The organism is Allobosea sp. BE125 (assembly GCF_031456075.1).
In the GTDB taxonomy this organism is placed as follows: domain Bacteria; phylum Pseudomonadota; class Alphaproteobacteria; order Rhizobiales; family Beijerinckiaceae; genus Allobosea.
Genome location: NZ_JAVDTY010000002.1, coordinates 490715 through 515786, shown reverse-complemented (window position 1 = coordinate 515786; position 25072 = coordinate 490715). Strand labels below are relative to the sequence as shown.

Genomic DNA, 25072 nt, shown 5'->3' with positions numbered 1-25072 from the left:
GTGATCGGTTGGCGTTGCGTCAACAAAAAATGGAGCAAGATCAGAGACTTGAAGGCGTTCTAATCTAGCATTACATTAGGGTAATTCTAAAGAATGCAGGACTGGCCCAACCTGCCGCTTTTTTAGCGGGGCCAGGATCATGGCTGCGTCGGGAATATGGCGATCGGGATGATGCGGGCCTGCCCCCGTGCGGTCGGATCGAGCGTGCCGCGCAGGGGTACCGCGTCGCTGACGACGCTGTCGTCATGCAGGCTGGCCTCGCGCAGGAGCATCTGCCGGCGCAGGCCGCGCGCCTGCGCCTCCATGCGCGAGATGCCGACGCGTTCGTCGATCTGCTGGCGCTGGCCCTTGCTGAGCTCGGAGGCCTTGCGGAAATCGCGGAAGTCGCTGGTGCTGTAGGGCCAGCGCGAGCCGCCCATGAAGGTGCGGACCTTGCCGTCAAGCACGACGCTGTCGCCGGGACGCAGGGTGAAATCGCGCAAGAGCGAGACCCGGCGCTCTCCGGCCTGGACGATCGCGGGCCGGCAAGCGGGATCGGCCGAGGTCTCATGGCCATGGGCGACGGGCAGGGCGGAATAGCGCTTGCCGTCGGCGGCCTGGGCTTCCTCGATGGTCGCAGCGCCCGCGGCGACCCGGAAGACCTTGACGGGGATGCCGGGATTCATCGCCTGGCAGAGCGCCTCATGCGCCTTCATGTCGGACTGGTTGCGCAGATAGCCGATGGGCGCATGGAAGCCGTCGCACATACGCACGCAGATGGTGCGGGCGACATCGGCCGCGCCGGAGACAGTATCGAGCCGGACCGCTTGCCGAGTCTTGACCTGCTGTGTCCTGGCCGGCTGTGTCTTGGCGTGCTGGCGCTCCGCCAGGCCCGCGGGCGCGTCATGCGGCCGGAACGGGTTGAGGCTGACCGTAGGGTGGGCGATGCGCCCATCGGCCTGCGTGCGCCAGAGCGGCAATTCCCAGCGGCCGCGAGACGGCGCGTAGGCGGTCGGCGCGGCGGGCGCCGAGGCAACCCGTTGCGCAGCGCGGCGATTGGCGCCTTCCTGCAGCAGAAAAGTGCGGGCGCCCGCGTCGTCCTCGGCCTGGACAAGAGAGATTGTGAAGATCGCGCCGCCCGCGCCGAGCGCCAGGCCCAGCCCCGTCATCGCGATGAGCCTGGTCGCACGGTTGCCCCGTGACGCAGATGGCGCGGCGGTGCTTGCGGCGACAAGACTTTCACTGCGGGAAAAACCTCCCGCCGGAACTTCACGGACACGCAACATCGCGTCGACTCCATCCTACGCTTGTTTACTCGTCCGCCGCCGAATGGGTGTAGTTTACTTTTTGTTAAGCTTCAACGCCGCTGCGGCTCAGCTCACGGAAAAAGGGCGCGATGCTTAACGCAGCGCGCCCTTTGGACCGTGGAACAGGCAAACAGGAGCGAATATCGCCCTTTTGCTTCAGAGCTCCGGCTTGTGAACGGCCTGCGGCACCGCCACGGGGACCCCAGGTACGAGCATGTCCTGCTGGCTCTCCCGCCGATCGCGGCCCGAGAGCCAGCTGTCGACCTTGTCGAGATAAAAATAGACGACGGGGGTGATGTAGAGCGTCAGCAATTGCGAGACCATCAGGCCGCCGACGACGGCGATGCCGAGGGGCTGGCGCAATTCGGCTCCGGCGCCATGGCCGAGCGCGATCGGCAGCACACCGAAGATCGCCGCGAAGCTCGTCATCATGATCGGCCGGAAGCGCACCAGCGCCGCCTCGCGGATGGCACTGAGCGCGTCGTCGCCCATCTTGCGCCGCTCGATCGCGAAGTCGACCATCATGATCGCGTTCTTCTTGACGATGCCGACGAGCATCAGGATGCCGATGATCGCGATCACCGACAGGTCCATGCCGAAATATTCCAGCGCGAGCAGGGCGCCGAGGCCGGCCGAGGGCAGGCCGGACAGGATCGTGATCGGGTGGATGAAGCTCTCGTAGAGAATCCCGAGGATGATGTAGATCACCAGGATCGCGGCGAAGATCAGCAGGCCCTGGCCCTTCAGCGCATCCTGGAAGAGCTGAGCGGAGCCGGCGAAGCTGGTGACGATGGTGGGAGGCAGGTTGACGTCGCGTTCGGCCGCCCGGATGGCGTTGACCGCGTCGCCGAGCGAGATGCCCGGCGCGGTGTTGAACGAGATCGTCACCGCCGGCTGCTGCGAGATGCGGTTGACCGCCAGCGGCCCGACGCTCGGCTTGATCGTCGCGACCGATTCCAGCGGCACGTTGAGGCCGTTCGCGGCCTTGAGCTGCAGGCGAGAGAGCACGCCTGGGTCCTGCTGGTAGATGCGGTCGGCCTCCATGATGACCTGATAGTCGGTCGCCGGGGTGAAGATCGTCGCGATCTGGCGCGAGCCGAAGGCGTTGCCCAGCGCCTGCCGGATCTGGTCGCTGGTGATGCCAAGGCTGGCGGCGCGCTCGCGGTCGATGTCGATCGAGAGCTGCGGGTTGCGCAATTGCAGGTCGATATTGGCGTCGCGCAATTGCGGGATCTGCGCGAGCCGCTGCTGCATCATCGGTGCGTAGGTGAAGATCTGGTTCAGATCCGGCCCCTGCAGCGAATAGAGATATTGCGCGCGCGAGGAGCGCCCGGCGTTCAGGTTGATGTTCTGGACCTGCTGGAACACGGCGGTGATGCCGGGCACCTCGGCGGTTGCGCGCCTGAGCCTGGCGATGACCACCTCCGCCTTGTCGCGCTCCTCCTTGGGTTTCAGCGAGATGAACATGAAGCCGTTGCTGGTGGCGTTGAAACCGCCGATATTGGCGTTCAGATAGTCGACTGCGGGATCGGCCTTGACGATGGCCGAGACCCGCTGCTGGCGCTCGGCCATGGCCTCGAAGGAGGTGTCGGGGGGCCCTTCGGTCGAGGCGCGCAGCAGGCCGGTGTCCTCGGTCGGGAAGAAGCCCTTCGGGATCGAGGTGTAGAGCGTCGCCGAGACCCAGACGGTGCCGAGCGTGAAGATCAGCATCAGGACGCGAGCCTTGAGAACCCAGTCCAGCGTCCAGCGATAGGCGTCGAGCATCGCCTGGAAGCCGGCCTCGAAGACCCGCTCGACGATGTTGGGCTTCTTGTGGTGGTCATGCGCCTTGAGGAAGCGGGCGCACAGCATCGGCGTCAGCGTCAGCGAGACGAAGCCTGAGACGATGATCGAGGCGGCGATCGTGCCAGCGAACTCGGCGAAGACCTTGCCGACGACGCCACCCATGAAGAAGACCGGGATGAACACCGCCACCAGCGAGATGGTGATGGACAGGATGGTGAAGCCGATCTCGCGCGAGCCGTCGAGCGCCGCCTGGAACGGCTTCTTGCCCATCTCAATATGCCGGATGATGTTCTCCAGCATGACGATGGCGTCGTCGACGACGAAGCCGACGGCCAAAGTCAGCGCGAGCAGCGAGATGTTGTCGAGCGAATAGCCGAGCGCGTACATGATCGCGAACGTGCCGATCAGCGAAATCGGCAGGGCCAGCGTCGGGATCACGGTTGCCGCAAGGCTCTTCAGGAACAGGAAGATCACCATGATGACGAGCGCGATCGCGACGACGAGCGAGAACTCGACGTCCTCGACCGCTTCGCGGATCGGGATCGAGCGGTCGTTCAGCGCGTGCAGCTCGATCGCGGCGGGCAGCTGTGAGCGATAGCTCTCGATCCGGGCTTTGATGCTGTCGACGACATCGACGGTATTGGCGTCGGACTGGCGATAGACGGCGAGCAGGATCGAGCGCTGGCCATTGTACCAGCTCGCGGTCTGGTCGTTCTCGACCGAGTCATAGACGGTCGCGAGGTCCTCGAGCCGGATCGGCACGCCGTTCTTCTGGGCGACGATCAGATTGCCGTATTCGGCGGCGCGCTCCATCTGGCCGGTTGCGCCCAATGTCAGGCGCTGGTTCTCGCCGTTCAGCGTGCCGACCGGCGAATTGGAGTTGGCGGCAGCGATGGCGGTACGCACATCCGAGAGCGCAAGGCCGCGCGAGGAGACCGCATCGGGATTGATCTTGACGCGCACGGCGTATTTCTGCGCGCCGAAGATGTTGACCTGGGCGACGCCGTTGAGCTGCGAAATCTGCTGCTGCAGCACGTTCTCGCCGAATTCATGGACCTCATAGAGCGGCTTGGTCGCCGATGTCAGCACCATGAACAGGATCGGCGTATCGGCCGGATTGACCTTCCTGAAGCTCGGCGGTGTCGGCAGTTCCGGCGGCAGGCGCCGGGCGGTTGCGCTCAGCGCCGCCTGCACGTCGAGCGCAGCGCCGTCGATATTGCGGTTGAGGTCGAATTGCAGCGTGATCGAGGTCGAGCCCTGCTGCGAGACCGAGGACATCGAGGTGATGCCCGAGATCGAGGCGAATTCACGCTCGAGCGGAGCCGCGATCGAGGAGGCCATCGTCTCAGGCGATGCGCCCGGCATGCGGGCGCTGACATTGATGGTCGGGAAATCGACGCGCGGCAGCGCCGCGACCGGCAATTGCTTGAAGGCGAAGAAGCCGAAGATCAGGAAGGTCGCCATGATCAACGTCGTCATCACCGGACGACGAATGCAGGCCTCGGGCAGGTTCATCAGCCGGCACTCCCGCGCTGAGAGGTCTGGTTGCTAGGCACTTGCTGGCCGCCGCGATTGCGCTCGATCGTGCGGACGCCATCGGTCAGCAGCAGCGCGCCGTCGACCACGATTGTCTCGCCGCCCTTCAGGCCCGAGGCGAGCACGACGCGCCCGTCGACGGTGCGGTCGAGCACGACGGTGCGCGCTTTGGCGACGTTATCCTCGATGACGAAGACGAAGGGGCCGTTCTGGCCGTTCTGGACCGCCTCGCGCGGCACGGTCAGCGCATCCGGCTCGACGCGCAAGGTGACGCGGACCTGGCAGAGCGCGCCCGGCCAGAGCGCCTCGGCTGCATTGTCGAAGATGGCGCGCAGCTGGATCGTTCCGGTGGTGGCGTCGACCGTGTTGTCGACGACAGCGATCTTGCCCTCGACACCCTTGGCGACGCCCTGCTGCGTTGCCAGCACCGTGGCGGTGTCGGCTTTCATCGCAGCGCGGATCGCCGGCAGATAGCGCTGTGGCAGGGCGAAAGTGGCATAGATCGGGTCGATCTGGTTGATCGTCGCCAAGGCTCCGGAGGTATCGCCGACCTTGGCGATGTTACCTTCCTTCAGCGCTGCGACGCCGATGCGGCCCGAAACCGGCGAGACGACGGTGTAGTAGGTGAGCTGGACTTTCAGCCCGTCGACCGCAGCCTCACCCCCGAGGATCGAGGCCCGCAAGGTCGCGGCCGCGGCGCGCGCCGTCTCGAGCCGCTGGTCGGTGGCGAAGTCGCGCTTGGCGAGTTCCTCGGCGCGGCGCAGATCGGCCTCGGCAGAGACCAGCGAGGCCTTGTCGCGTACGACATTCGCCTCGGCTTGCCTGAGTTGCGTTTCGAGCTGGCGGGAATCGAGCCGGAAGAGCAGGTCACCCTTCTTGACGTAATCGCCGTCCTTGAAGCCGACCTCCATGATCTGGCTTTCGACGCGGGAGCGCACCGTAACGGCCGACAGCGTCTGCACCGTGCCGATGGCGTCAAGCCGCACGGGCATCGGCATCCGCTCGGCCTTGGCGGTGACGATCGTCACGGGCGGCCGTTGCGGGGCTGCTGCACGCTGCGCCGGCTGCGCGGTTTCGGCCAGAGGTGGTATGACCTTGCCGTAAGGTATCTTGTCGAGAGGCCATGGCACCGGCTTGCCGGCGTAGTGAAAACCCGCGCCTGCGCCTACAGCGCCTACGACGGCCAGAAAAGCCACGCGCCCGAAAGTCAGAACTGCCATGTCATGCCTTGCGCCAGAGGGAGGACGAGCCTCTGAACCCAACCAAACGGTTGTCCCCAAACCGTTACCGCCGCAAGCATTTAGCATGCCGACGCTGGGTCAGGGGCGCAAGCTATAAACACGGTTTATCGCGGCATGTAGCGAGGATGTGACAGACGTCCAAGCGGGATATATCAGGCTCGCGAATCGCCTCTGGCGTGCGTCGTCTCAGACGACTGCCAGCACCACCCCGATCCACATCAGGAACAGGATCAGCACGCCGAGCGCGTATACGACGGAGCGCGGCTTCAATGCGTTCGAGCCGACATGGATCAGTGTATGGACGATGCGGGTGGCGACGAAGGCCCAGGCCAACCCAGCCATCGCATAGCCGCTCGCGCCGACCTCCATCGCCAGCATGATCAGCGCGAAAAAGACGACCGGCGTCTCGAACTGGTTCGAGAAGTTCGCCGCCGCCAGCCGGGCGGGCTCGGGATAGCCCTCGGTCGAGACCGCTACGTCGGTCAGGCGCACCTGCTTGCTCTTGAAGGCGGCCTGGCGGCGCAGGAAGACGATGACGAGCACGACGAAGATCCACAAGATCATCGCCAATGTCGGGTAGACCAGTTTCAACGTCATCGCGCGCTCCCGTTCCCGGCTTTCATGAGACTACGGCACAGGCTGTGCTGGAGCCGGATGATTTCAGCTGGGATCACAGAGAGATCCCAGCTGAAATCTGAACCCGTCTCTCATCTGGGAGTTGAGAGCAGGATCTATGCAAAAAACCGGTTCCCACTTTTTCGCATCCTGCTCTTACGCTCAAGAACGGGTCGGGTAGTTCGGGCTCTCGCGCACGATCGTGACGTCGTGGACATGGCTCTCGCGCAGGCCCGCGCTGGTGATGCGGATGAAGCGGGCCTTGGCCTGATAATCGGCGAGATCCTTGCCGCCGACATAGCCCATGGCGGCGCGCAAGCCCCCGGCGAGCTGGTGCAGAACGCTGGAGACCGGGCCCTTATAGGCGACCTGGCCCTCGATACCCTCGGGCACGAGCTTGAGCGCGTCTTTGATGTCCTGCTGGAAGTAGCGGTCGGCCGAGCCCCGCGCCATCGCACCGACCGAGCCCATGCCGCGATAGGATTTGTAGGAGCGGCCCTGATAGAGGAAGGCTTCGCCCGGCGTCTCGTCGGTGCCCGCCAGCAGTGAGCCGACCATGGCGCAGGAAGCCCCTGCCGCCAATGCCTTGGCGAGATCGCCTGAGTATTTGATTCCGCCATCGGCGATGACCGGGATGCCCAGCTTTTGCGCGGCGGAGGCGGCGTCCATCACAGCGGTGAGCTGGGGCACGCCGACGCCGGCGACGATGCGGGTGGTGCAGATCGAGCCCGGACCAATGCCAACCTTGATCGCATCCGCGCCGGCGTCGATCAGCGCCTGGGCGCCGCCGGCGGTGGCGACGTTACCTGCGATGATCTGCACGGCGTTGGAGAGCTTCTTCACCCGTGTCACCGCCTGCAGCACCTTGGCGGAATGGCCATGGGCGGTGTCGACGACGATGATGTCGACACCCGCGTCGATCAGCAGCTCCGAGCGCTCGAAGCCGAGATCACCGGTCGTCGTCGCCGCGGCGACCAGGAGGCGGCCATGCGAATCCTTGGCAGCGTTGGGGTGGGCGACCTGCTTCTCCATATCCTTGACGGTGATCAGGCCGATGCAGCGATAATGGTCGTCGACGACCAGGAGCTTCTCGATCCGGAACTGGTGGAGGAGGCGGCGCGCCTCGTTCTGATCGACGCCCTCGCGCACCGTGATCAGCCGGTCCTTCGTCATCAGTTCGGCGACGGGCTGCTCAGGGTTGGCAGCGAAGCGGACATCGCGATTGGTCAGGATGCCGACGAGCTTGCCCTTGTGGCCCTGCGGCCCGCGCTCGACCACCGGAATGCCGGAGATGCCGTTCTGCTTCATCAATCCGAGCGCGTCGGCGAGCGTTTCGTCGGGATAGATCGTGATCGGATTGGCGATCATCCCCGATTCGAACTTCTTGACGAGGCGGACCTGGGCGGCCTGCTGGTCGGCCTCGAGATTGCGATGGATGACGCCGAGGCCGCCGGCCTGCGCCATCGCGATCGCCATCCTGGCTTCCGTCACCGTGTCCATGGCTGAGGCGATGATCGGCAGGTTCAGCGATATCGTCTTGGTGAGCTTGGTCGAGATATCGACGTCGGCCGGCATGACCTCGGACGGGCCGGGTTCAAGCAACACGTCATCAAAGGTCAAACCGTCGCGAATGAGGCCGTCAGTCGGGAATGCCATCGTCAACTCCGGGGCCGGTTCGAGCGGCCTGTTTTCAAGATCTGGCGGGGGAGCCGTGATCGGGTTGACGAGGCCCGTTATCATGCGTGTGACGCCGCCGCTAGGGCCGTTGTTGAAAAACACCCGGACGACGACGCAAGGCAGCGATGCGTCGTCGTCAGTGGAGGCCCTGCGGCCACCGTGGCCGCGCGCGCCGTTATGACCTGAAAGCAATTCGGCTTCCCACCAATCCGGCTCCGCGGGAGCTATGTTTCCGTTGCGTTCTGCTCCATATGGTTCCCCAATCGTCCGGCCTCCTCCTGAGGGTCTTCCGTCTTGATGCAGCGCGCCAAGCTCCTGCCCCTGATCGTCGCTTGTGCGCTGTTCATGGAGAACACCGACTCCACGGTGATCGCGACCTCGCTGCCGGTAATCGCGCAATCGCTGGGCGAGGATCCGATCGCGCTGAAGCTGGCGCTGACCTCCTATCTCGTCAGCCTCGCCGTCTTCATCCCGATTTCGGGCTGGATGGCTGACCGCTATGGTGCGCGCACGGTCTTCCGGGCGGCGCTCTGCGTCTTCATGGTCGGCTCGGTGCTGTGCGCCTTGTCGAATTCGCTCGGGGCCTTCGTCGGGGCGCGCTTCATCCAGGGCATGGGCGGGGCGATGATGGTGCCGGTCGGCCGGCTCGTCATCCTGCGCAGCGTCGAGAAATCGGAGCTCGTCAGCGCGCTTGCCTATCTCACCGTGCCGGCGCTGGTCGGTCCCGTCGTTGGGCCGCCGCTGGGCGGCTTCATCACCACCTATTTCGACTGGCGCTGGATCTTCTTCATCAACATTCCGATCGGCCTCGTCGGCATCGTGCTGTCGAGCCTGTTCTTCGAGGATATCCGCGAGGAGGATGTCGCGCCGCTCGACATTCGCGGCTTCATTCTGTCTTCCTTCGGCTTTGCCAGCCTGATGCTCGGCCTGGCCACGGGCGGGCGCCATCTGGTGCCGGAGGCGGTCTCCTATGCCTGTGTTGCAGCCGGCATCGCGGCGCTGACCGCCTATTGGTTCCATGCGCGCAACGTCGCCTATCCCGTGCTCAACCTGGCGCTGCTGCGGATTCCGACCTTCCGCATCGGCGTGGTCGGCGGCTCGATCTTCCGCACCGGCATTGGTGCCATTCCCTTCCTGCTGCCGCTGATGCTGCAGCTCGGCTTCGGCCTCGACGCCTTGCAATCGGGGCTGATCACCTTCGCCTCGGCTGCTGGTGCGCTGATCATGAAGACGCTCGCCAAGACGATCCTGGCGCGCTTCGGCTTCCGCAACGTGTTGGCGGTCAACGCGCTGTTCGGCGCGGCCTTCCTGGCGGCGTCGGGCCTGTTCACACCGCTGACGCCGCATTGGCTGATGCTCTCGGTCCTGCTGATCGGCGGCTGCTTCCGTTCGCTGCAATTCACCGGCATCAACGCACTGAGCTATGCCGACGTCTCCAATCGCGAGATGTCGAGCGCGACCAGCTTCTCCAGTGTCGCCCAGCAATTGTCGTTGAGCGTCGGCGTCACCATCGGCGCCTTCGCGCTGGAGACGGCCAACGCCTTCAATGGCGGCAAAGCGCTGGGAGCGGGCGATTTCTGGCCGGCCTTCGCGCTGGTCGGGCTAGTCTCCGCCTCGTCGGTGTTCTGGATGGTGCGGCTCGCGCCCGACGCCGGTGCGGAGGTCTCGGGCCACGCCCCGTTCAGCGCACGCAGGGCGACGGCGGAGGCGATCGCGGATCAGAAGCCGCTGGAGTGAGCGGTTTTAAAAGGCCGGTGCTGCTGTCCAAGCCGGGCGGATCACTGCGAAAGCCGTGGTGAGGGAAGCGCCTGTTCGCCATCTCGAGCAGGATCCCGCTTTCGCGTCGATTTGACGAGAACATCGACGATGACGGCGGCCATGACGATGCTGCCCCCGATCCAGGCGGACAAGGACGGCCGCTCGCTGAAGGCCAGCCAAACCCATAGCGGTGCGAGCGGGTTTTCCATGCTGCCGATCAGTGCGGACCGTGTTGCTGAAATCAGGCGCGTGCCGGTCGTCATGAGCAGCAGGCCCAAGCCGAATTGGACGGTGCCGAACAAGAACAGGTCGAACAGGCTTGTCGCCGTGACGTGAGCGGGACTTGCGAAGGGCAAGGCGACCAATGTGCAGAGGAAGGCCGACAGGCAGGCCGCCGGCAGCATGGAGACATGCCGGTTCTTACGGATGACCACCATCACCGCGGCGTATGACAGCGCCATCCCCATCGCGAAGGCGTAGCCCGTGAGATGACCGGCCGATGCCTGAGGGTTCACGATGATCGCAACCCCGGCAAGCGCTGCAATGCTCGCCGCCCACGTCGTCCAATCCTCCTTCTCGCCGGCGATGACGAGTGCAAGAACGGCTGTCATGAAGGGGATCGCGGCGTGGATCGTCATGACATCGGCAACTGGAGTCAGCCGCAGAGCATTGATGAAGCAGATCGTGGCGGTGGCCGACAGGAGCATGACCCACAGCCCGGGCCATCCCATCGCACGGACGGAACCCAGCAAATCACGCCGGTGACGCCATGCGATATAGGCGCCCAAGAACACGCCGCCGAAGATTCCGCGCCAGAACAATATGGTCCAGACATTGTGTTCGACCAGGCGCGTGAAATAGCCCGACAAGCTGTAGGCGATCGCCGAAGCCACGATCAGCAGCGTGCCGAGCCATTTATCCTTGTCCTGATGCATCGCCTTCCCCCTGCCTGGGAAAGTTCTAGCAGGCTCCTGGCGCCGTTCTGTCAGGGGGGTTCGAGGCGGCGAACACTGCGTCGCGCCGACTGCATGCCTCAGGAAATTACAGCCATACGCTAATGCTCGGGTTCGCGCTCATAGAGACGCTGGGTCTCCCTGAGCGCTTCATCCAGCCGCGCGCCTTCGCGGTAGGCTGACAGGCTCTCCGGCCGCGCGAGGCCCGGCAGCAATCGCGGGCAGGGCTCTTCGGCGCCGATGACTGTTTTGACCGGGATCACGCCTGCCCAGACGGGGTGACCATAGTCCTCCTCATCGTCGCCGACGCCCTTGGCTCGGGCCTTGGCGGAGGCCTCCTCGATCCGCATCCCGATGACCATCGTGGCCTTGGTCTCCTGCGTGCTGGTCTGACGCAACGTCTCGGCCCGGTCGGGATAGAAGCGATTGACGACGCCCAGGAGCGCGTGCGCCTTCTCCTCGGGGTCGTCGATGATCCGGGCCGTGCCGAAGCAGATCGCCGAGCGGTAATTGGCGGAATGATTGAAGCCCGAGCGGGCCAGCACGAGTCCGTCGAGATGAGAGACGGTCAGGCAGGCCGGCGTTCCCGCGCGCAGATGGCGCAGCATGCGGCTGGCCGAGGAGCCATGCCAGTAGAGGACATCGTCCTCGCGCCAGTGAATCGTCGGCGTGCAATAGGGCTGGCCGTCGAGCACATAGGCGACGTGACACAGAAGCCCGGCATCGAGGATCGCGAAGACGGCGCTCCGGTCGTAGCTGCCGCGTTCATGCAGGCGCTTCACCCGGTTGCGGCCGGTGATGGGGAAGGCTTCGTCGATCTGAGCGTCGGTCACCGCAGTTGCATCCTTCTGTCGTGCCTGTGCAATCTGCGGCATGATATTGGCTCACAAAAGAACCAATCCCGTGTTGAAAATGACAACCAATTTGCCTGATTGGTCGGCGCTCATGCCCGTGCTGCCAGGTGAGGGGCCCCGCACCAGGGAGCTCTACGCGGCCATCAGGCGATTGATCGAAGCCGGAGTCGTGCCGGCCGGAGCCAAGCTGCCGACGACGCGTGACCTCGCCCGGCGTTTTGGCCTCTCGCGCGCTTCGGCGGTCGCGGCCTTCGAGATGCTGACGGCCGATGGTTTCGCCGAGGCCAGGGTCGGCGCTGGAACCTTCGTCGCAGCGCAAGTCCCGCATCTGCCGTTGACAACCAGCAAGGAGCGCGCACCGGGGCTGCCATTTGCGCCGTCTTTGCCTTGCGCGCTCGGAGTGGCGACGCCCGATGCCCGGACGCTGCGGGTGTTCCGGAGCCTGCTTGCCAGGAGTCTGGCGCGGCCAGGCCCGGAGCATTTCCACTATGGCGATCCGCGCGGCGGGCTCGCGCTTCGCCAAGCCATTGCCGCTTATCTCCGCTTGGCGCGGGGCGTCCGCTGCGATGCGGAGCAGATCATCGTGACCTCGGGCTCCCAGCAGGGGCTCGATCTGCTGATCCGCGCCGCGATCCGCCCGGGCGATGCGGTCTGGATCGAGGATCCCTGTTATCCGATGGCGCATGCGGCGCTGGCCAATTCCGGCGGCCATGTCGTCGGCGTACCCGTCGATTCCGAGGGGCTGGACCCCGTTCTCGGTGAGGCGCTGTGCCCAGGGGCGCGGGCCGTCTACGTCACGCCCTCGCATCAGTTTCCGCTTGGCATCACGATGACGATGCGCCGCCGCCTGGCCCTGATCGACTGGGCGCGGCGCAACGAGGCCTGGATCATCGAGGACGATTACGACAGCGAGTTCCGCTATGCCGGGCCGCCGCTCACCGCCTTGCAAGGCATGGATGCCGCAGGCCGCGTCGCCTATCTCGGCACCTTCTCGAAAGTGCTGTTTCCAGGGTTGCGGGTCGGCTACGCCGTCGTACCGGAGCCGCTGCTCGATGCCGTGCTCGAGTTGCGCGCTCGCACGGACAGGCATCCCCCCAGCCTGGCCGAGGGCGCGCTGGCGGATTTGCTGAACGAGGGCCATTTCGCCGCGCATCTGCGGCGCAGCCGCAGGCGGGTCCATGCGGCACGCGATGCGCTGGTAGCGGGACTTCGGGCTTGCCGCGCGGGCGTTCTGGATGTGACCGTGCCGGAGCAGGGGCTGCATCTGGTGGCGAAGCTCACATCCACGCGCTCCGACGTCGAGATCGTCGCGGCCGCCAAGGCTGCAAGCGTGGGCGCGCGGGCGCTGTCGTCGATGTTCGTGACGGCTCAACCGCAGCAGGGGCTGGTCCTGGGATTTTCAGGATTTGCGGATGGCGAATTGCGCGCTGCGGCGGCCAGGCTCAATGCGCTCCTCAGGTGACGTGGCCTTGGCTGGAAACATCGGGCGCGCGGCTAGATCGCGTCGAGCGGCCACAGCATGTGTTCGAGCTCGGCCAGCGTCGCCGCCTTTTCGTGCCAGCCGGGAATGGCGATCTTGCTCATGGGATCGCTGGCGCGATGCAGGAAGGTCAGCGTCAATAATCGCCGCGTCAGGGCCGGGTCGATTTCGGTCGGCGCATAGCCAAAACCCTGCAGCAGGCTGCGCACGCGGCCTGGTCGTCCCTCGGTCATGAAGGCGCTTGGGCCCAGAAGATCATATTCGCGCCAGCCGGCGAGGACATCGCCGAAATCGAAGAGGCCGGCGAGCCGCCAGCCATCACCGTCGGGCTCGAGCAGGAAATTCTCGGGGATATATTCGCCGGTCAGGATGACGGGGACAGCACTCATCGGGATCAGGGCCGGGGCGGCGGCTATCAATGCGTCGAGCTCGTCCCAGTATTTCTCCGGCAATCCCAAGCGAATCTGGCGCGCCCGGCAGCCGGCGATCTGCCTAGACATGAACTCGGCCCAGCCGGGTTCGAGGAGAGCGAGCTCGCCGATCGGCGCTCGCTGGACCTGAGCGATCGTCTCCCCGATCTGACGGAGAACGATCTCCTTCCAGCTTTCCGTCAAAAGTGGCCAGACTTCCGAGCCAAGCGTGCCACTGAGGCGGGTCATTACGAGATAAGGCCACTGATCCCGCTCGCCTTCGAGGACGATCTCGGGCGTGGGGATATCGAGCCGCCCGCGCAATTGTTTCAGCGTGACGCGCTCGGAGACGAACTGGCTCCTGAGGGCCGGGGGAAAGATCTTCAGGACCAGATCCGGGCCAAGACCCAGGACGAGATTGGTGCCGGTGGCAAAGATATGAGGATTGTCCGCAGGCAAGCCATGGCTGCGCGCGATGTCGAGCGCTGCCGGCAACCAGCGTGCCGTGTCCGTACGCCAGGCCGCGAAAGCCTGGCCGGTCTCCAACAAGGGCAGGCCCGTCATCTCAGCCGGTCGGCGCTGCGTCGCTGGGCTCGGACTTGCGCCGAAATCCCGTCGCCAGCACGTAAAGCTCCGAGGAGTCCGGACGGCTCGCCGCTGGCTTGACGTTGCGCACCAATGTGAAATCGCGCTTGAGCTGCTTGAGCAATTCGGCGCTGTCGCCGCCCTGGAAGAGTTTCGCCAGGAAGAAGCCGCCCGGCGCCAGGATGCCGTTGGCGAATTCGAGCGCGGCCTCGGCCAGCGCGATGATCTTGAGATGGTCGGTCTTCTTGTGGCCGGTGGTGTTGGCCGCCATGTCGGACATCACGCCGTCGGCGCGCCCGCCAAGGCGTTCGGTCAGGAGGGCGGGGGCTTCCTCCGCCATGAAGTCCATCTCGATCAGATCGACGCCGGGGATCGGATCGACATGGAGCAGATCGATGCCGACGATGCGGCCCTTGCCCTGTTCGAGGCCGATGCGCCTGGCTGCGATCTGGCACCAGCCGCCGGGCGCGCAGCCGAGGTCGATCAGCTTCTGTCCCGTCTTGAGGAACTTGTAGCGGTCGTCCATCTCCTCGATCTTGAAGGCGGCGCGCGAGCGATGGCCGAGCTCGCGGGCCCGCTTGACATAGGGGTCGTTGAGCTGGCGCTCGAGCCAGAGCTGCGAGGAATGCTTGAGCTTCCCCGCCTTCTTGACCTTGACCCGCAGATCGCGGGCTCCGGCGACATTCGATTTGCCGCCCAGTTTGCCGACACTCATGGCTGTTCGCCCATATCCTTTTGCCGGCGCTCAGCCAGCTCTCATCGTCGTGCCGGCCTCATGCCTGCCTGCGCCGCCACCAGGCGCGATCCTCGTGCATCATCCTGAGCAGGATGCCCTCGCGCAGGCCGCGATCGGCGATGCGGACACGGTCGCTCGGAAAGGCCCGACGGATCGCCTCGAAGATGGCGCAGCCCGCGAGCACCAGATCGGCGCGTTCACGGCCGATGCAGGCATTCGCCGCCCGAGCGGCATAGTCCATCTCGACCAATTGGTCGATGACCGTCAGGATATCTTCCTGCCGCATCCATAAACCATCGACGACGCGACGATCATAACGGGCTAAGCCGAGATGGATGCCGGCGACGGTGGTCACGGTGCCCGAGGTGCCGAGCAGGTGGAAGCTCTTGGCGCAGCGCACGGCCGAGGCCTTCTTCGCGAAGGGCTCCAGCGCCTGCGTGCAATCCTCGACCATGCGCTCAAAGAGGGCGCGATCGACATCGACACCGCCATAGCGCTCCGCGACTGTGACGACGCCGATCGGCAGCGAAGCCCATTCGCGGATGCGCGCGGCTGGATCACGCGCCTCGTTGCGCCCGCCCATCCAGACGATCTCGGTGGAGCCGCCGCCGATGTCGAAGACGATGACGCCTTCGGCGGCGGGGTCGGCGAGCGCGGCGCAGCCCGAGACTGCGAGCGAGGCCTCGGTCCGCTGGTCGACGATCTCGAGCTCGAGCTCGGCCTCGTGAGCGACGCGGCGGACGAATTCTAGTCCGTTGGTCGCGGCGCGGCAGGCTTCCGTCGTCACCAACCGGGCGCGGGTGACGCCGCGATTCGTCATCTTGGTCTGGCAGACCTTCAACGCCTCGACGGCGCGGTCCATCGCCGCCTCGCCAAGCTTGCCGCTCGCGGCCAGGCCCTCGCCGAGCCGGACGATGCGCGAAAAGGCGTCGACGACGCGAAAGCCGTGCTGCGCGGGCCTGGCGATCAGCAGGCGGCAGTTGTTGGTGCCGAGGTCGAGCGCGGCATAGGTGGCGGCGGGCGGGCGCTGTGCATAGGCGTGCACGGGCGAAGGAGCGACCGCGTCATGGGGCATTGCGCCGATCATGAGCGAATCGACGCTATGGGCCTGCACCGGCGCCATGGTTGCGACGCCTTGCTCCTGCCGGTCCTCCACCGCCACAGCTTCTAATCCCCTGGCCGCCTGCAGGCGCTTTCACGCTGCGACGGGAGCCGGACAATACGCCCGGCCGCTTGCTTCGGAAGCGAGCGTAACAACAGCACGATGGCAGTGCCAAGCGGAACCTTTCGCCGCAGTCGACGGTGGTCCTCAAGCTCTTGCCACATGCTCTTGCCGCGCGCTGCCGGTTTCGGCCAGTCTGCGGGCAGGTCGCAGCAAGCCGATCGTCAATTGGGCAGGGACGGAAGCCTCATGGGCGCAGCACGCCATATCCTCGCGATCGACCAGGGAACGACCTCCTCGCGCGCGATTTTGTTCGACGAGGGATTGCGCGCCGTCGCCAGCGCCCAGCAGGAATTCACGCAACATTTCCCTGCCTCGGGGTGGGTCGAGCACGAGCCTGAAGACCTATGGGAGAGCGTGCTGGCGACCTGCCGTGCGGCGCTCGCAAAGGCCGGTCTCGGTGCGGACGGCGTCGCTGCGATCGGAATCACCAATCAGCGCGAGACCACGCTGATCTGGGACCGCCACACCGGCCGCGCGATCCATCGCGCCATCGTCTGGCAGGACCGGCGCACGGCGGAGGTTTGCGCGAAGCTGGTCGAGGCAGGGCATGAGGCTCTCGTCGCCGAGCGGACGGGATTGCGAATCGACCCCTATTTCTCCGCGACCAAGATCGCCTGGCTGCTCGACAATGTGCCAGGCGCCCGCCGCCGGGCCGAGGCCGGGGAACTCGCCTTCGGGACGGTCGATTCATTTCTGCTCTGGCGGCTGACCGGCGGGGCGGTGCATGCGACCGACGCGACCAATGCAGCGCGCACCATGCTGTTCGACATCAGGCGCGGCGTCTGGGATGCGGAGTTGCTGGCACTGTTTGGGGTCCCAGTCGCGCTCCTGCCCGAGGTCAAGGATTGCGCCGCGCTGTTTGGCGAGAGCGCGCCGGAGCATTTCGGCAAGCCGATCCCGGTGCGCGGCATCGCCGGGGATCAGCAGGCGGCGACGATCGGGCAGGCCTGCTTCTCGCCTGGCATGGTGAAGTCGACCTATGGCACGGGCTGCTTCGCCTTGCTCAATACGGGGGCTGTGCCGGTCGTCTCGAAGCACCGGCTGCTCAGCACCATCGCCTACCAGTTCGGCGGTGAACGAACCTATGCGCTGGAGGGCTCGATCTTCATCGCGGGAGCAGCTGTGCAATGGCTGCGTGACGGGCTCGGCATCATCGAAAAGGCGAGCGAGACCGGTCCTTTGGCGCAAGCGGCCGATCCGGCGCAGGAGGTTTATCTGGTGCCGGCTTTCGTGGGGCTCGGCGCGCCGCATTGGGATGCGCAGGCGCGTGGCGCGATGTTCGGCTTGACGCGCAACAGCGGTCCGCGCGAATTCGCCCGGGCTGCGCTCGAAAGCGTCTGCTACCAGACGCTCGACCTGATCGAGGCGATGCGGGCCGACTGGCCGGAGGCGGGGCAGGGCCAGGCGGTGCTGCGGGTCGATGGCGGCATGGTGGCTTCGGACTGGACGATGCAGCGGCTGGCCGACATTCTCGACCTCGCCGTCGACCGCCCCTCGGTGCTGGAGACCACCGCGCTGGGCGCGGCCTATCTCGCCGGGCTGGATGCGGGGTTGCTGCCGGAGCCCGATCGTTTTGCCGATCTCTGGCGGCTCGACCGGCGCTTCTCGCCGGCGATGGCCGGGAGCGAGCGGGAAAGCAAGGTCGCGGGCTGGCGCGACAGCGTGCGCCGGACCTTGAGTGGAGCGTGAGCTCCACTCTCAGCCTTGAGCCAATGCCTCGAGCTTTTTGAGGTCGGTGATGGTCATGATCTTGCCGTCGACCGCGATGCCGTGCTCGCGCAGGACATTGAACAGCCGCGACAGATTGGCCGGCGACATGCCGAGTTCATAAGCCAAAGCACGTTTCGAGAAGACGATCTCGACCGTCGCGGAGCGACCGCTCGGGTCCATCTTGGCCAGAATCCATTGCGAGAGCCGCTGTTCCGCCGTCCGCAGCTTCTGGTCGAGAAGCCGGTGCGTCATCGCCAGATAGGTCCCTGAAACATGAACCAGCGCGGCGTTGCAGACGGCCTGATCGTCGCGCACTGCCTTCAGGAAAGCCGTCGTTTCGATGGCGATGGCTTCGCAAGCCTCGCGCGAGACGATCGACAATGCGGCGGGTTGATTTCGCATGGTCGCGGCCACCTCGAACACCATCGGCGCCGTCGTCGTGGCGAGGATGGTTTCGGCATCGTTCAACCGGGCCCAGGCTTCGGTGGAGCCGGAGCGCAGGCAGTAGATGTAGCGCGGAACCTGGCCGACGCGATTGATCTCGATGCCGGCCGAGAAGGACTGGAAGATGCAGCTCGGCGCGAGTTCGCGCAGCGTGCTTTCCTGTGCGTCGGAGAACAGCGCGAATGTCCTCAGCGCCGATATGGCGATGTCAGGCATCATCATGCTCGCGACGTTCTGCTTGGCCGACCTTCATGCGATCCGGCGAGACGCTGATCCAGACCGCAGGCTGTGACGAGCCGCAATGATGCTGCGGCAGCCAGCGCGGCCGATTTGTCAGATCAGTAGTCGGAAATTGGTTATACAGAGAAGACATCTTCACTTTTCGAAGATTTCGAGCGTGTTGGGGAAGCCCGCGATTCATTTATGCAGGTATAATACCAATCCTGCGTTGCGCTACCTCATCACGGTTGCAGCATCGCGTTTAGAGCGTTTTCGAGCGAAGTGGATACCGGTTCGCGTGAAGAAAACGCGTTAAAATAAAGGACTGGAGCTGTTGAACGGCCCAATTGGGTCGTTCAACAGCTCCAGTCATGCGTTGCAGCATTGGGCGCAGGCCAATTTTGCAGGGATGACGGCAGGCTCCTTCCGGAGCGCTCCATGGCTTGCCTGTCCGCCCCATCCTGCCCAGGAGGCGACTTGCCAGGGGGCATTGCTGGTGGCCTCGCAGGGGCGCACGACCGTTCCCTGCATTGAGCGGATGCGGGGCTGCGTTGGGCGCAGGCCCGCGCAGTATCCGGTTCGAGATTTCGGGCTTCCCTAGAATTGATATAAACTACTGTAGTTGCAGAAGAAATTTCGATTTGCTATGGCACGTCGGGCTCCGACGAGTTGCCGTGACCACGCAGATTGCGCGCGGTTCGGCAATGTCCGAGCTTTCACAGCCAGCCCGTTTTGGGGTGAGCCAGCCGTTTCTTGGATATGCGCCCTCCGCTCGGCCGTGTCGGATTTAAGCCGCGACGGGACCGTAGGGACCCAGGGCGCCGACGATTGGGACCAGACTCCGCGATGGATCGCAGGAATCGTATCATCCGCCTGGAAGCGAACCGGCAGCGCAAGACCGGCCGTTGCGAGCAGGCGCGTTGCGATCTCGGTTGCGGCGCAGCGTCGATGCGGCGGCCATGAGCTCGGGTCGCGATATGAGAGTCTCGCGCTTCTGGCCGGGCGCCCTGCGCTGGAGCGTGGCGGCGCTCGTCGTTGCCGGCGCCCATGCCGGGGCCGGTTGGGCGATCCTGAACTGGCAGCAGGCCGAGGCCGCGGTGGGTGAGCCGCCAGCGGCCGTGATGATCGAACTCGCGCCGATCGCGGTTGCACCGGAAGCGCCGCCGCAGGAGGTTGCTCCCGGTCCCGAAATGGTCGAGGCCCAGCCGGAGCCTGCGCCTGAACAGGTCGTCGAGAAGCCGCCTGAGGAGACGCCGCGTGAGCCCGAGCCGGTGGTGAAGCCGGTCGAGCCGACGCCGGAGGTTCCGCTGCCGGTGGTGCATCCCGAGCCCGAGATCAAGCTGCCCGACATGCCGCAGATTGCCGATGCACCGGTGGTACTGCCGCCGCCTCCGCCGCCGTCACGCCCGGTGGTGCAGCGCAAGCCGCCTCCGCCGAAGCCGCGCGTGGCCGAGAGGCGCAAGCCGATCGAGCCCGACCGCCCGCAGATGCGCCAGACATCCGCGCCGCCGAGCGCACAGGCCCAGACGGCGCCCAGCATGGCGGCGCCCTCGGCCGGGGCTGCTTCCGTGCCGTCGGTGTCGCCGGCGAGCTGGCGCGGCACGCTGATCGCCCACCTCAACCGCTACAAGCGCTTCCCCGGCGGGGCGAGCCCCGGCACGGTACAGGTCGCCTTCAGCATCGATCGCGGCGGGCGCGTGCTCTCGGCGCGTCTGGCGGGTTCCTCGGGCGATGCGATCCTCGACGAGGAGGCCGTGGCGATGGTCCGGCGGGCAAGCCCGGTGCCGGCTCCGCCGCAGGGTGTCGGCGGCGGGACGATCGCTCTGGCTGTGCCGGTCAGGTTCTCGCGCTGAGCTTGTTGAGAGTCAGGGCGGGGAGGGCCTGTCGGCCTGGTCGAGCCGAGGGGCTGGCGCTTGCCTGCTGGCGGTGGCGACGGCAAAGCCCGCCAGAATCAGCGCGATCCCGATGAGATGGAACGAGCGGACGGGCTCGCCCAGCAGCAGGAAGGCGAGCGTTGCCGTGAACAGCGCGACGAGGTGGAAGGACGCGCCGGTAACGGTCGCTCCCAGCATGGCGACGCAACGGTTCCAGAGCACGAAGGCCAGGAGCGAGGCGAAGACGCCGATATAGAGCACGGCGGCGATCGAGCCTGCGTCAAGCGGGATCGTCGCGCCGCGGGCAAGCTCGGTCACCCAGAACGGCATCAGCACGAGCAGGCCTGTCACCATGGTTGCGGCGAGGAAGACGAGCGGATCCAGTGCGGCTGGCTTGCGTCGGATCAGGACCGAGTAGAGCGCGTAGTTGGCGACCGCGATCAGGACGAGGATCTCGCCGCCGCCGAGCGAGAGATGCCCCAGATTGCCGAGATCGCCGCGCGACACGATCCAGGTGACTCCCAGGAAGGAGAGCGCGATACCGAACAGGGTTTTGGGCCGCACCGGCTCGACCCCAAGCGTGAAGGCGGCGAGCGGCACCATCAGCGGCAAGGTCGAGTTCAGGAAGGCAACGCTGGCCGCCGGCACGGTCTGGAGGGCGAGGTAGCCCAGTGCGTTGTAGCCGGCGACGCCGAAGGCTCCGCAGGCGAGGATCAGGAGAGCGTGCTGACGCAGGAGCTGCCGCTGCTCATAGGCGCGCCGCGCCACAAAAGGAGCGAGCACGACGAACGCCACGAGCCAGCGCCCGACGGCGAGCGAGACCGGCGGGAAGGTCGGCCCGAGCGCCCGGCCGAGCACGAGGTTGCCGGCCCAGAACAAGGGCGGCAGCCAGAGCAGAAGCGCAGGGCGCGCCCAGAGGCGCGCGGCGAGCCCCGGGACGGGATGTGTCATGCCGCACCATCGAGGCCGATGCGCAGGCGGCGGTTGTGGCGGCCCTTGTTGTCGATCTTGAGGATGCGGATCGGGCGTGACGCCCCGGTCGCGGCGAGATGCGTCCCGCCGCAGGCCTGGCGGTCGAGCCCGACGATCTCGACGATGCGGATCGTACCGTCGGGGGCTGGAGGTGGCGCAACCGAGCGCGAGCGGATCAGGCCCGGCTCGTCGAAGGCCGCGCTTTCGGTGACGTAGGCATCGCGGACGGGCAGGTTTTGCCTGATGACGTCGTTGATCGCCGGCTCCAGTGCGCGCAGGCGGTCATTGTCGGCTTCCGGCAGGTCGAAATCGATCCGGGCGCTGCCGTCCTCGTTCATCTGGACGCCGGTGACGAGCGCGCCGTTGAAGGACTGGTAGACCAGCGCATTGACGATATGGAGGCCGGTATGGAGCTCGCGCATGACTTGCCGGAAGACCGGGTCCACGACGGCCTCGACCGGACCCGGGGGCAGTTCGACCGGCTCCGCCAGGACATGCCAGAGCTTGCCTCCCTGCGCCTCGAAGCCGACGATGCGGCTCTCGCCGCCGGCCCAGCGCAGGAGGCCGCGATCGGGCAACTGCCCGCCGCCGCCCGGGTAGAACGGGCTCTCATCGAGGAGCAAACGCCCGGGCGCTGTTTCCGTCACAGCGGTGGCGAGCGTGAGCGTGTCCGGGTTGTCGAGGCAGTAATGGCGGGCCATGCCGGTGATATCCTGAGGCTTGAGCCGGTGGCCACCGCTTCATAGCGGCAGCCGGCGGCCCGGTGTTCAGGACAGCCTGGCAGAATCGCGGCGGGCGCTATTGGCTGGAATTGCGCGGCGGCGTTCAGCCCCGCGCTGCGCGCAGCCATTGCAGCGGCGTGATGCCGAAGCAGCGCTTGAAGTGCTTGTTGAGCGCGCTCTGGTCGCAGAAGCCGGCGGCGAGGGCGGCTTCGACGATCGGCGTGCCGGCCTTGAGCTCGCGGAAAGCGGCCTTGAGCCGGACCTGCGTCAGATAGGCGTGGGGCGTCAGGCCCGTCGCGCGCTTGAACAACCCGATGAGCTGGAACGGCGTCAGGCCGACGACCGCCCCCATGTCGTCGAGCGTGAGCTCTTCAGTGTAGCGCTCGTTCATCAGCGCCTGGACCAGGCCGGCGAGCTCCCGGTCGCGCGGCGCGGCGGGAATGGGCTCGCCGCCGCTGCCATGGCGGCGGAACAGCACGCCGAAGCTGCTCACGAGCAGTTCATGCTCCTCCAGCGCGTCGCGGCCGTCGTCGAGCGCTTGGTGCAGGGCCAGGAAGGAGGTGACCAGGGCCCCATCCCTGAAGGCATTGGCGGTGAAATAGGGCGTCGCCGCGATGCCGAGCGAACGGCCCACCGCTTCAATGGCGGGCTTGCTCAGATAGAGCCCGCGATAGCGCCAGCGCTTGCTCCAGCCCATGCGGCCCGAATGAGGCTCGGCCGGATTGAACACCAGAAGCGTGGCAGCGCTTGCCTCCTCGGTCGAACCCCGGCTCTTGAATTCCGAGCCGCCGGCCTCGGTGACCGCGACGACGAAGGCGTCATGGCTATGCGGCGCGTATTCGTGGCTGGTGAAATCGGCCGCAAGGCAGCTCAGGCCGGGAACATGGGGATCCCGCCAGTAGCGCGAACTGTTGCGCGTATCGATCCGAGCCAAACCGCCAATCTCCGCGAGATACTGCAGCATAACCAAAGCCGGCCGCCGCCGCGACCTTTCGTTCCGCGGCCTATTGCAGCCGGGACCGCGCAATGATCGCCGAAGCATCAACTCCGCGCGGCAGGCTGCCAAAAGCCCGGTTCGACAAGCCATCCAGCCGCGAGGCGAGATAGGCGTCGGCGACGGCGGGGATCGAGTGGCGCACCAATAGAGAGGCCTCCATGACGGTTGCGATCATCGCCGTGAGCTGGCGTGCGCGGTGCTCCAGCTCGAGCGGGTCTGAGAGCTCCACTTCCAGGGCGTCGATCGCGGTGTCGAGACGATGGTCGACGCCCCGCGCCAAGGCGAGCTCGTCGAGCAGTGCCGCGACCGAGTCGGGCTCGCGCTGCAGGGCGCGCAGGACGTCGAGGCAGATGACATTGCCCGTACCCTCCCAGATCCCGTTCAGGGGCGCTTCGCGATAGAGCCGCGCCATCGGCTGCTCCTCGATGAAGCCATTGCCGCCATGGCATTCCAGGGCTTCCGCGATGAAAGCCGGCACGCGCTTGCAGTTCCAGAATTTCGCGACCGGGGTGAGGATGCGCTCCAGGAGGCGGGCCTGTTCCGAGCCGGCCGCGCTCTCGTCCACGGCGCGGGCGAGGCGGAAGGCGATCACGGTCGCAGCCTCGGACTCCAGGCAGAGATCGGCCAGCACATTGCGCATCAAGGGCTGGTCAGCGAGCACGCGCTGAAAGACGCGGCGGCCATGCGTGTGGTGCAGCGTCAGGTTCAAGGCCCAGCGCATCAGCCCGGCCGAGCCGATGGCGAAGTCGAGCCGGGTCAGATGGGCCATTTCTATCGCGGCCCGGACGCCGCGCCCTTCCTCGTCCAGCAGGACGGCATAGGTGTCGTCATATTCGATCTCGCTCGAAGCGTTGGAGCGGTTGCCGCATTTGTCCTTGAGCCGCTGGATGAAGAAGCGGTTGCGCGTTCCATCCGGCAATGAGCGCGGCACGAAGAAGCAGGATGGCCCCTTCTCGGTTTGGGCGAGCGTCAGGAAGGCGTCGCTCATCGGCGCCGAGCAGAACCATTTATGGCCCGTCAGCCGGTATTCGCCGCCGGTTCCACCGCCATTGACTGGCACGGCGCTTGTCGTATTGGCCCGCAGGTCCGAGCCGCCCTGCTTCTCGGTCAGGGCCATTCCGATCGTGACTGCGGCCTTGTCCGCTGCCGAAATGGCGCGCGGATCATAGGCTTCCGCGAGAGCCTTGCCTTCCCATAGCGTGCGAATGGCGGGCACGAGGCGCAGGCTTGGTATCGCCGAATAGGCCATCCCGGTGGGGCAGCCGACGCCATTCTCGATTTCGTTCCAGAGATAGCTGAGCGCGGCCCTGGCGGCATGGGCGCCGGGCCGGTTCGCGGTCCAGGCGAGGGAATGCACACCCGACCCGAAGGCGAGCCCCATCAAGGCGTGGTAGCTCGGGTGAAACTCGACGGCATCGATCCGGTGCCCGAAGCGGTCATGGCTCTTCAGCGCGGGGCCGTGCTTGTTGGCGAGATGGGCATGGTCCTGAATCTCCGGGTCGCCGGCGGCGGCGCCGAGCCTTGAGGCACGGTCTGCGACCCATCCCGCTCCTTCGCGATCGACCGCCTCGCGCAAGATCTGGTCCATATCGAAGAGATTGACGCCGGTCAGAGCGCCGGACTGGTTCGTGACTTCATGTGTCGTCGCCGGATAAATCCGCGCATCGATCGTCGACGGCATGCCCAATCCTCCGCTTCGTTATGGATCGGGGGAGTGTAGGCCCGTGCGAGCACGGTTATTGGCTAAATTTGTAGGAGGGCCGCTCTTGCGGGGCCTGCGCGGTCTCCGGGCAGGCGCTTTCCGGGAGATCGCAAAGACCTATTTTCCCGGAATGTCGATGAATTCGAATAAAATCCGAATTAATTCAGGACTATCATCGCCGCATTAACCGGCAATATATGAACAATCGCCGGCGATCCATGATGTGGATCGCCGGCCGGTCAAGCTGTCGGACAATATGAGAACCGGCCGTTGGTGTTGTATTCGGTTTCG

General features: G+C 65.8%; 19 protein-coding genes. 4 read left to right on the top strand and 15 right to left on the bottom strand.

What is annotated here, in order from left to right:
* Positions 1-137: 137 nt before the first annotated feature.
* The 5 genes from J2Y55_RS07730 to guaB form a co-directional block, all read right to left on the bottom strand.
* Positions 138-1148 carry a DUF2865 domain-containing protein gene (locus tag J2Y55_RS07730; RefSeq protein ID WP_310150163.1) on the bottom strand — a complete coding sequence of 337 codons (1011 nt, stop codon included), beginning with the start codon at positions 1146-1148 and terminating at the stop codon, positions 138-140.
* Positions 1149-1442: 294 nt separating this feature from the next.
* A complete protein-coding gene (locus J2Y55_RS07725) occupies positions 1443-4586 on the bottom strand; it encodes an efflux RND transporter permease subunit (RefSeq protein ID WP_310150159.1) in 3144 nt (1047 codons plus the stop codon).
* Positions 4586-5827: an efflux RND transporter periplasmic adaptor subunit gene (locus J2Y55_RS07720; protein ID WP_310150156.1), complete on the bottom strand. Its 1242-nt coding sequence runs from the start codon at positions 5825-5827 to the stop codon at positions 4586-4588. Before J2Y55_RS07720 ends, J2Y55_RS07725 begins: the two co-directional genes overlap by 1 nt.
* Before the next feature lie 207 nt (positions 5828-6034).
* Positions 6035-6445 (bottom strand): MAPEG family protein, encoded by a 411-nt coding sequence (locus tag J2Y55_RS07715; RefSeq protein ID WP_310150153.1) that lies wholly within the window; start codon positions 6443-6445, stop codon positions 6035-6037.
* 180 nt (positions 6446-6625) lie between these two features.
* Positions 6626-8119 carry an IMP dehydrogenase gene (gene guaB / locus J2Y55_RS07710; protein WP_310150151.1) on the bottom strand — a complete coding sequence of 498 codons (1494 nt, stop codon included), beginning with the start codon at positions 8117-8119 and terminating at the stop codon, positions 6626-6628.
* 318 nt (positions 8120-8437) lie between these two features.
* Between guaB and J2Y55_RS07705 the strand changes: the two genes are divergently transcribed.
* Positions 8438-9877, top strand: coding sequence for an MFS transporter (locus J2Y55_RS07705; protein ID WP_310150148.1), 1440 nt, complete (start codon positions 8438-8440; stop codon positions 9875-9877).
* A gap of 41 nt (positions 9878-9918) precedes the next feature.
* Here J2Y55_RS07705 and J2Y55_RS07700 read toward each other — a convergent pair whose 3' ends face one another.
* Complete coding sequence (locus tag J2Y55_RS07700; protein WP_310150145.1) at positions 9919-10833, bottom strand: DMT family transporter; 915 nt, start codon at positions 10831-10833, stop codon at positions 9919-9921.
* Positions 10834-10952: 119 nt separating this feature from the next.
* Complete coding sequence (locus J2Y55_RS07695) at positions 10953-11684, bottom strand: pyridoxamine 5'-phosphate oxidase family protein (RefSeq protein WP_310150142.1); 732 nt, start codon at positions 11682-11684, stop codon at positions 10953-10955.
* Between the two features lie 70 nt (positions 11685-11754).
* On the opposite strand from J2Y55_RS07695, the gene pdxR reads away from it, so the two are divergent.
* The gene (gene pdxR / locus J2Y55_RS07690; protein WP_404978842.1) at positions 11755-13167 is read left to right on the top strand and encodes a MocR-like pyridoxine biosynthesis transcription factor PdxR; all 1413 of its coding nucleotides are present in this window, start codon (positions 11755-11757) and stop codon (positions 13165-13167) included.
* Between the two features lie 32 nt (positions 13168-13199).
* Here the strand turns inward: pdxR and J2Y55_RS07685 are convergent, their stop codons facing one another.
* The 3 genes from J2Y55_RS07685 to J2Y55_RS07675 are packed head-to-tail and all read right to left on the bottom strand — an operon-like array spanning position 13200 to position 15991.
* Complete coding sequence (locus J2Y55_RS07685) at positions 13200-14159, bottom strand: aminoglycoside phosphotransferase family protein (protein WP_310150136.1); 960 nt, start codon at positions 14157-14159, stop codon at positions 13200-13202.
* A 1-nt stretch (position 14160) separates the two neighbouring features.
* Positions 14161-14895 (bottom strand): RlmE family RNA methyltransferase, encoded by a 735-nt coding sequence (locus J2Y55_RS07680; RefSeq protein ID WP_310150134.1) that lies wholly within the window; start codon positions 14893-14895, stop codon positions 14161-14163.
* Between the two features lie 58 nt (positions 14896-14953).
* Positions 14954-15991, bottom strand: a complete 1038-nt coding sequence (locus J2Y55_RS07675) for a Ppx/GppA phosphatase family protein (protein ID WP_404978861.1) — start codon at positions 15989-15991, stop codon at positions 14954-14956.
* Positions 15992-16327: 336 nt separating this feature from the next.
* Between J2Y55_RS07675 and glpK the strand changes: the two genes are divergently transcribed.
* Entirely contained in the window at positions 16328-17830 is a 1503-nt protein-coding gene (gene glpK, locus J2Y55_RS07670) for a glycerol kinase GlpK (protein WP_310150128.1), read from the top strand.
* 9 nt (positions 17831-17839) lie between these two features.
* Here the strand turns inward: glpK and J2Y55_RS07665 are convergent, their stop codons facing one another.
* On the bottom strand, positions 17840-18511 hold the full coding sequence (locus J2Y55_RS07665) for a helix-turn-helix domain-containing protein (RefSeq protein WP_310150126.1): 672 nt from the start codon (positions 18509-18511) through the stop codon (positions 17840-17842).
* A gap of 962 nt (positions 18512-19473) precedes the next feature.
* Between J2Y55_RS07665 and J2Y55_RS07660 the strand changes: the two genes are divergently transcribed.
* Entirely contained in the window at positions 19474-20367 is an 894-nt protein-coding gene (locus tag J2Y55_RS07660; RefSeq protein WP_310150123.1) for an energy transducer TonB family protein, read from the top strand.
* A 12-nt stretch (positions 20368-20379) separates the two neighbouring features.
* Here the strand turns inward: J2Y55_RS07660 and J2Y55_RS07655 are convergent, their stop codons facing one another.
* The 4 genes from J2Y55_RS07655 to J2Y55_RS07640 all read right to left on the bottom strand — a co-directional run bounded on the left by J2Y55_RS07655 (position 20380) and on the right by J2Y55_RS07640 (position 24760).
* Positions 20380-21339 carry a DMT family transporter gene (locus tag J2Y55_RS07655; protein ID WP_310150119.1) on the bottom strand — a complete coding sequence of 320 codons (960 nt, stop codon included), beginning with the start codon at positions 21337-21339 and terminating at the stop codon, positions 20380-20382.
* Positions 21336-22061 (bottom strand): alanyl-tRNA editing protein, encoded by a 726-nt coding sequence (locus J2Y55_RS07650; protein ID WP_310150116.1) that lies wholly within the window; start codon positions 22059-22061, stop codon positions 21336-21338. The genes J2Y55_RS07655 and J2Y55_RS07650 overlap by 4 nt, the downstream gene beginning before the upstream one ends.
* Positions 22062-22185: 124 nt before the next feature.
* Positions 22186-23016 (bottom strand): AraC family transcriptional regulator, encoded by an 831-nt coding sequence (locus tag J2Y55_RS07645; protein WP_310150113.1) that lies wholly within the window; start codon positions 23014-23016, stop codon positions 22186-22188.
* A 70-nt stretch (positions 23017-23086) separates the two neighbouring features.
* Positions 23087-24760, bottom strand: a complete 1674-nt coding sequence (locus J2Y55_RS07640) for an acyl-CoA dehydrogenase family protein (protein WP_310150107.1) — start codon at positions 24758-24760, stop codon at positions 23087-23089.
* Between the last annotated feature and the right edge of the window lie 312 nt (positions 24761-25072).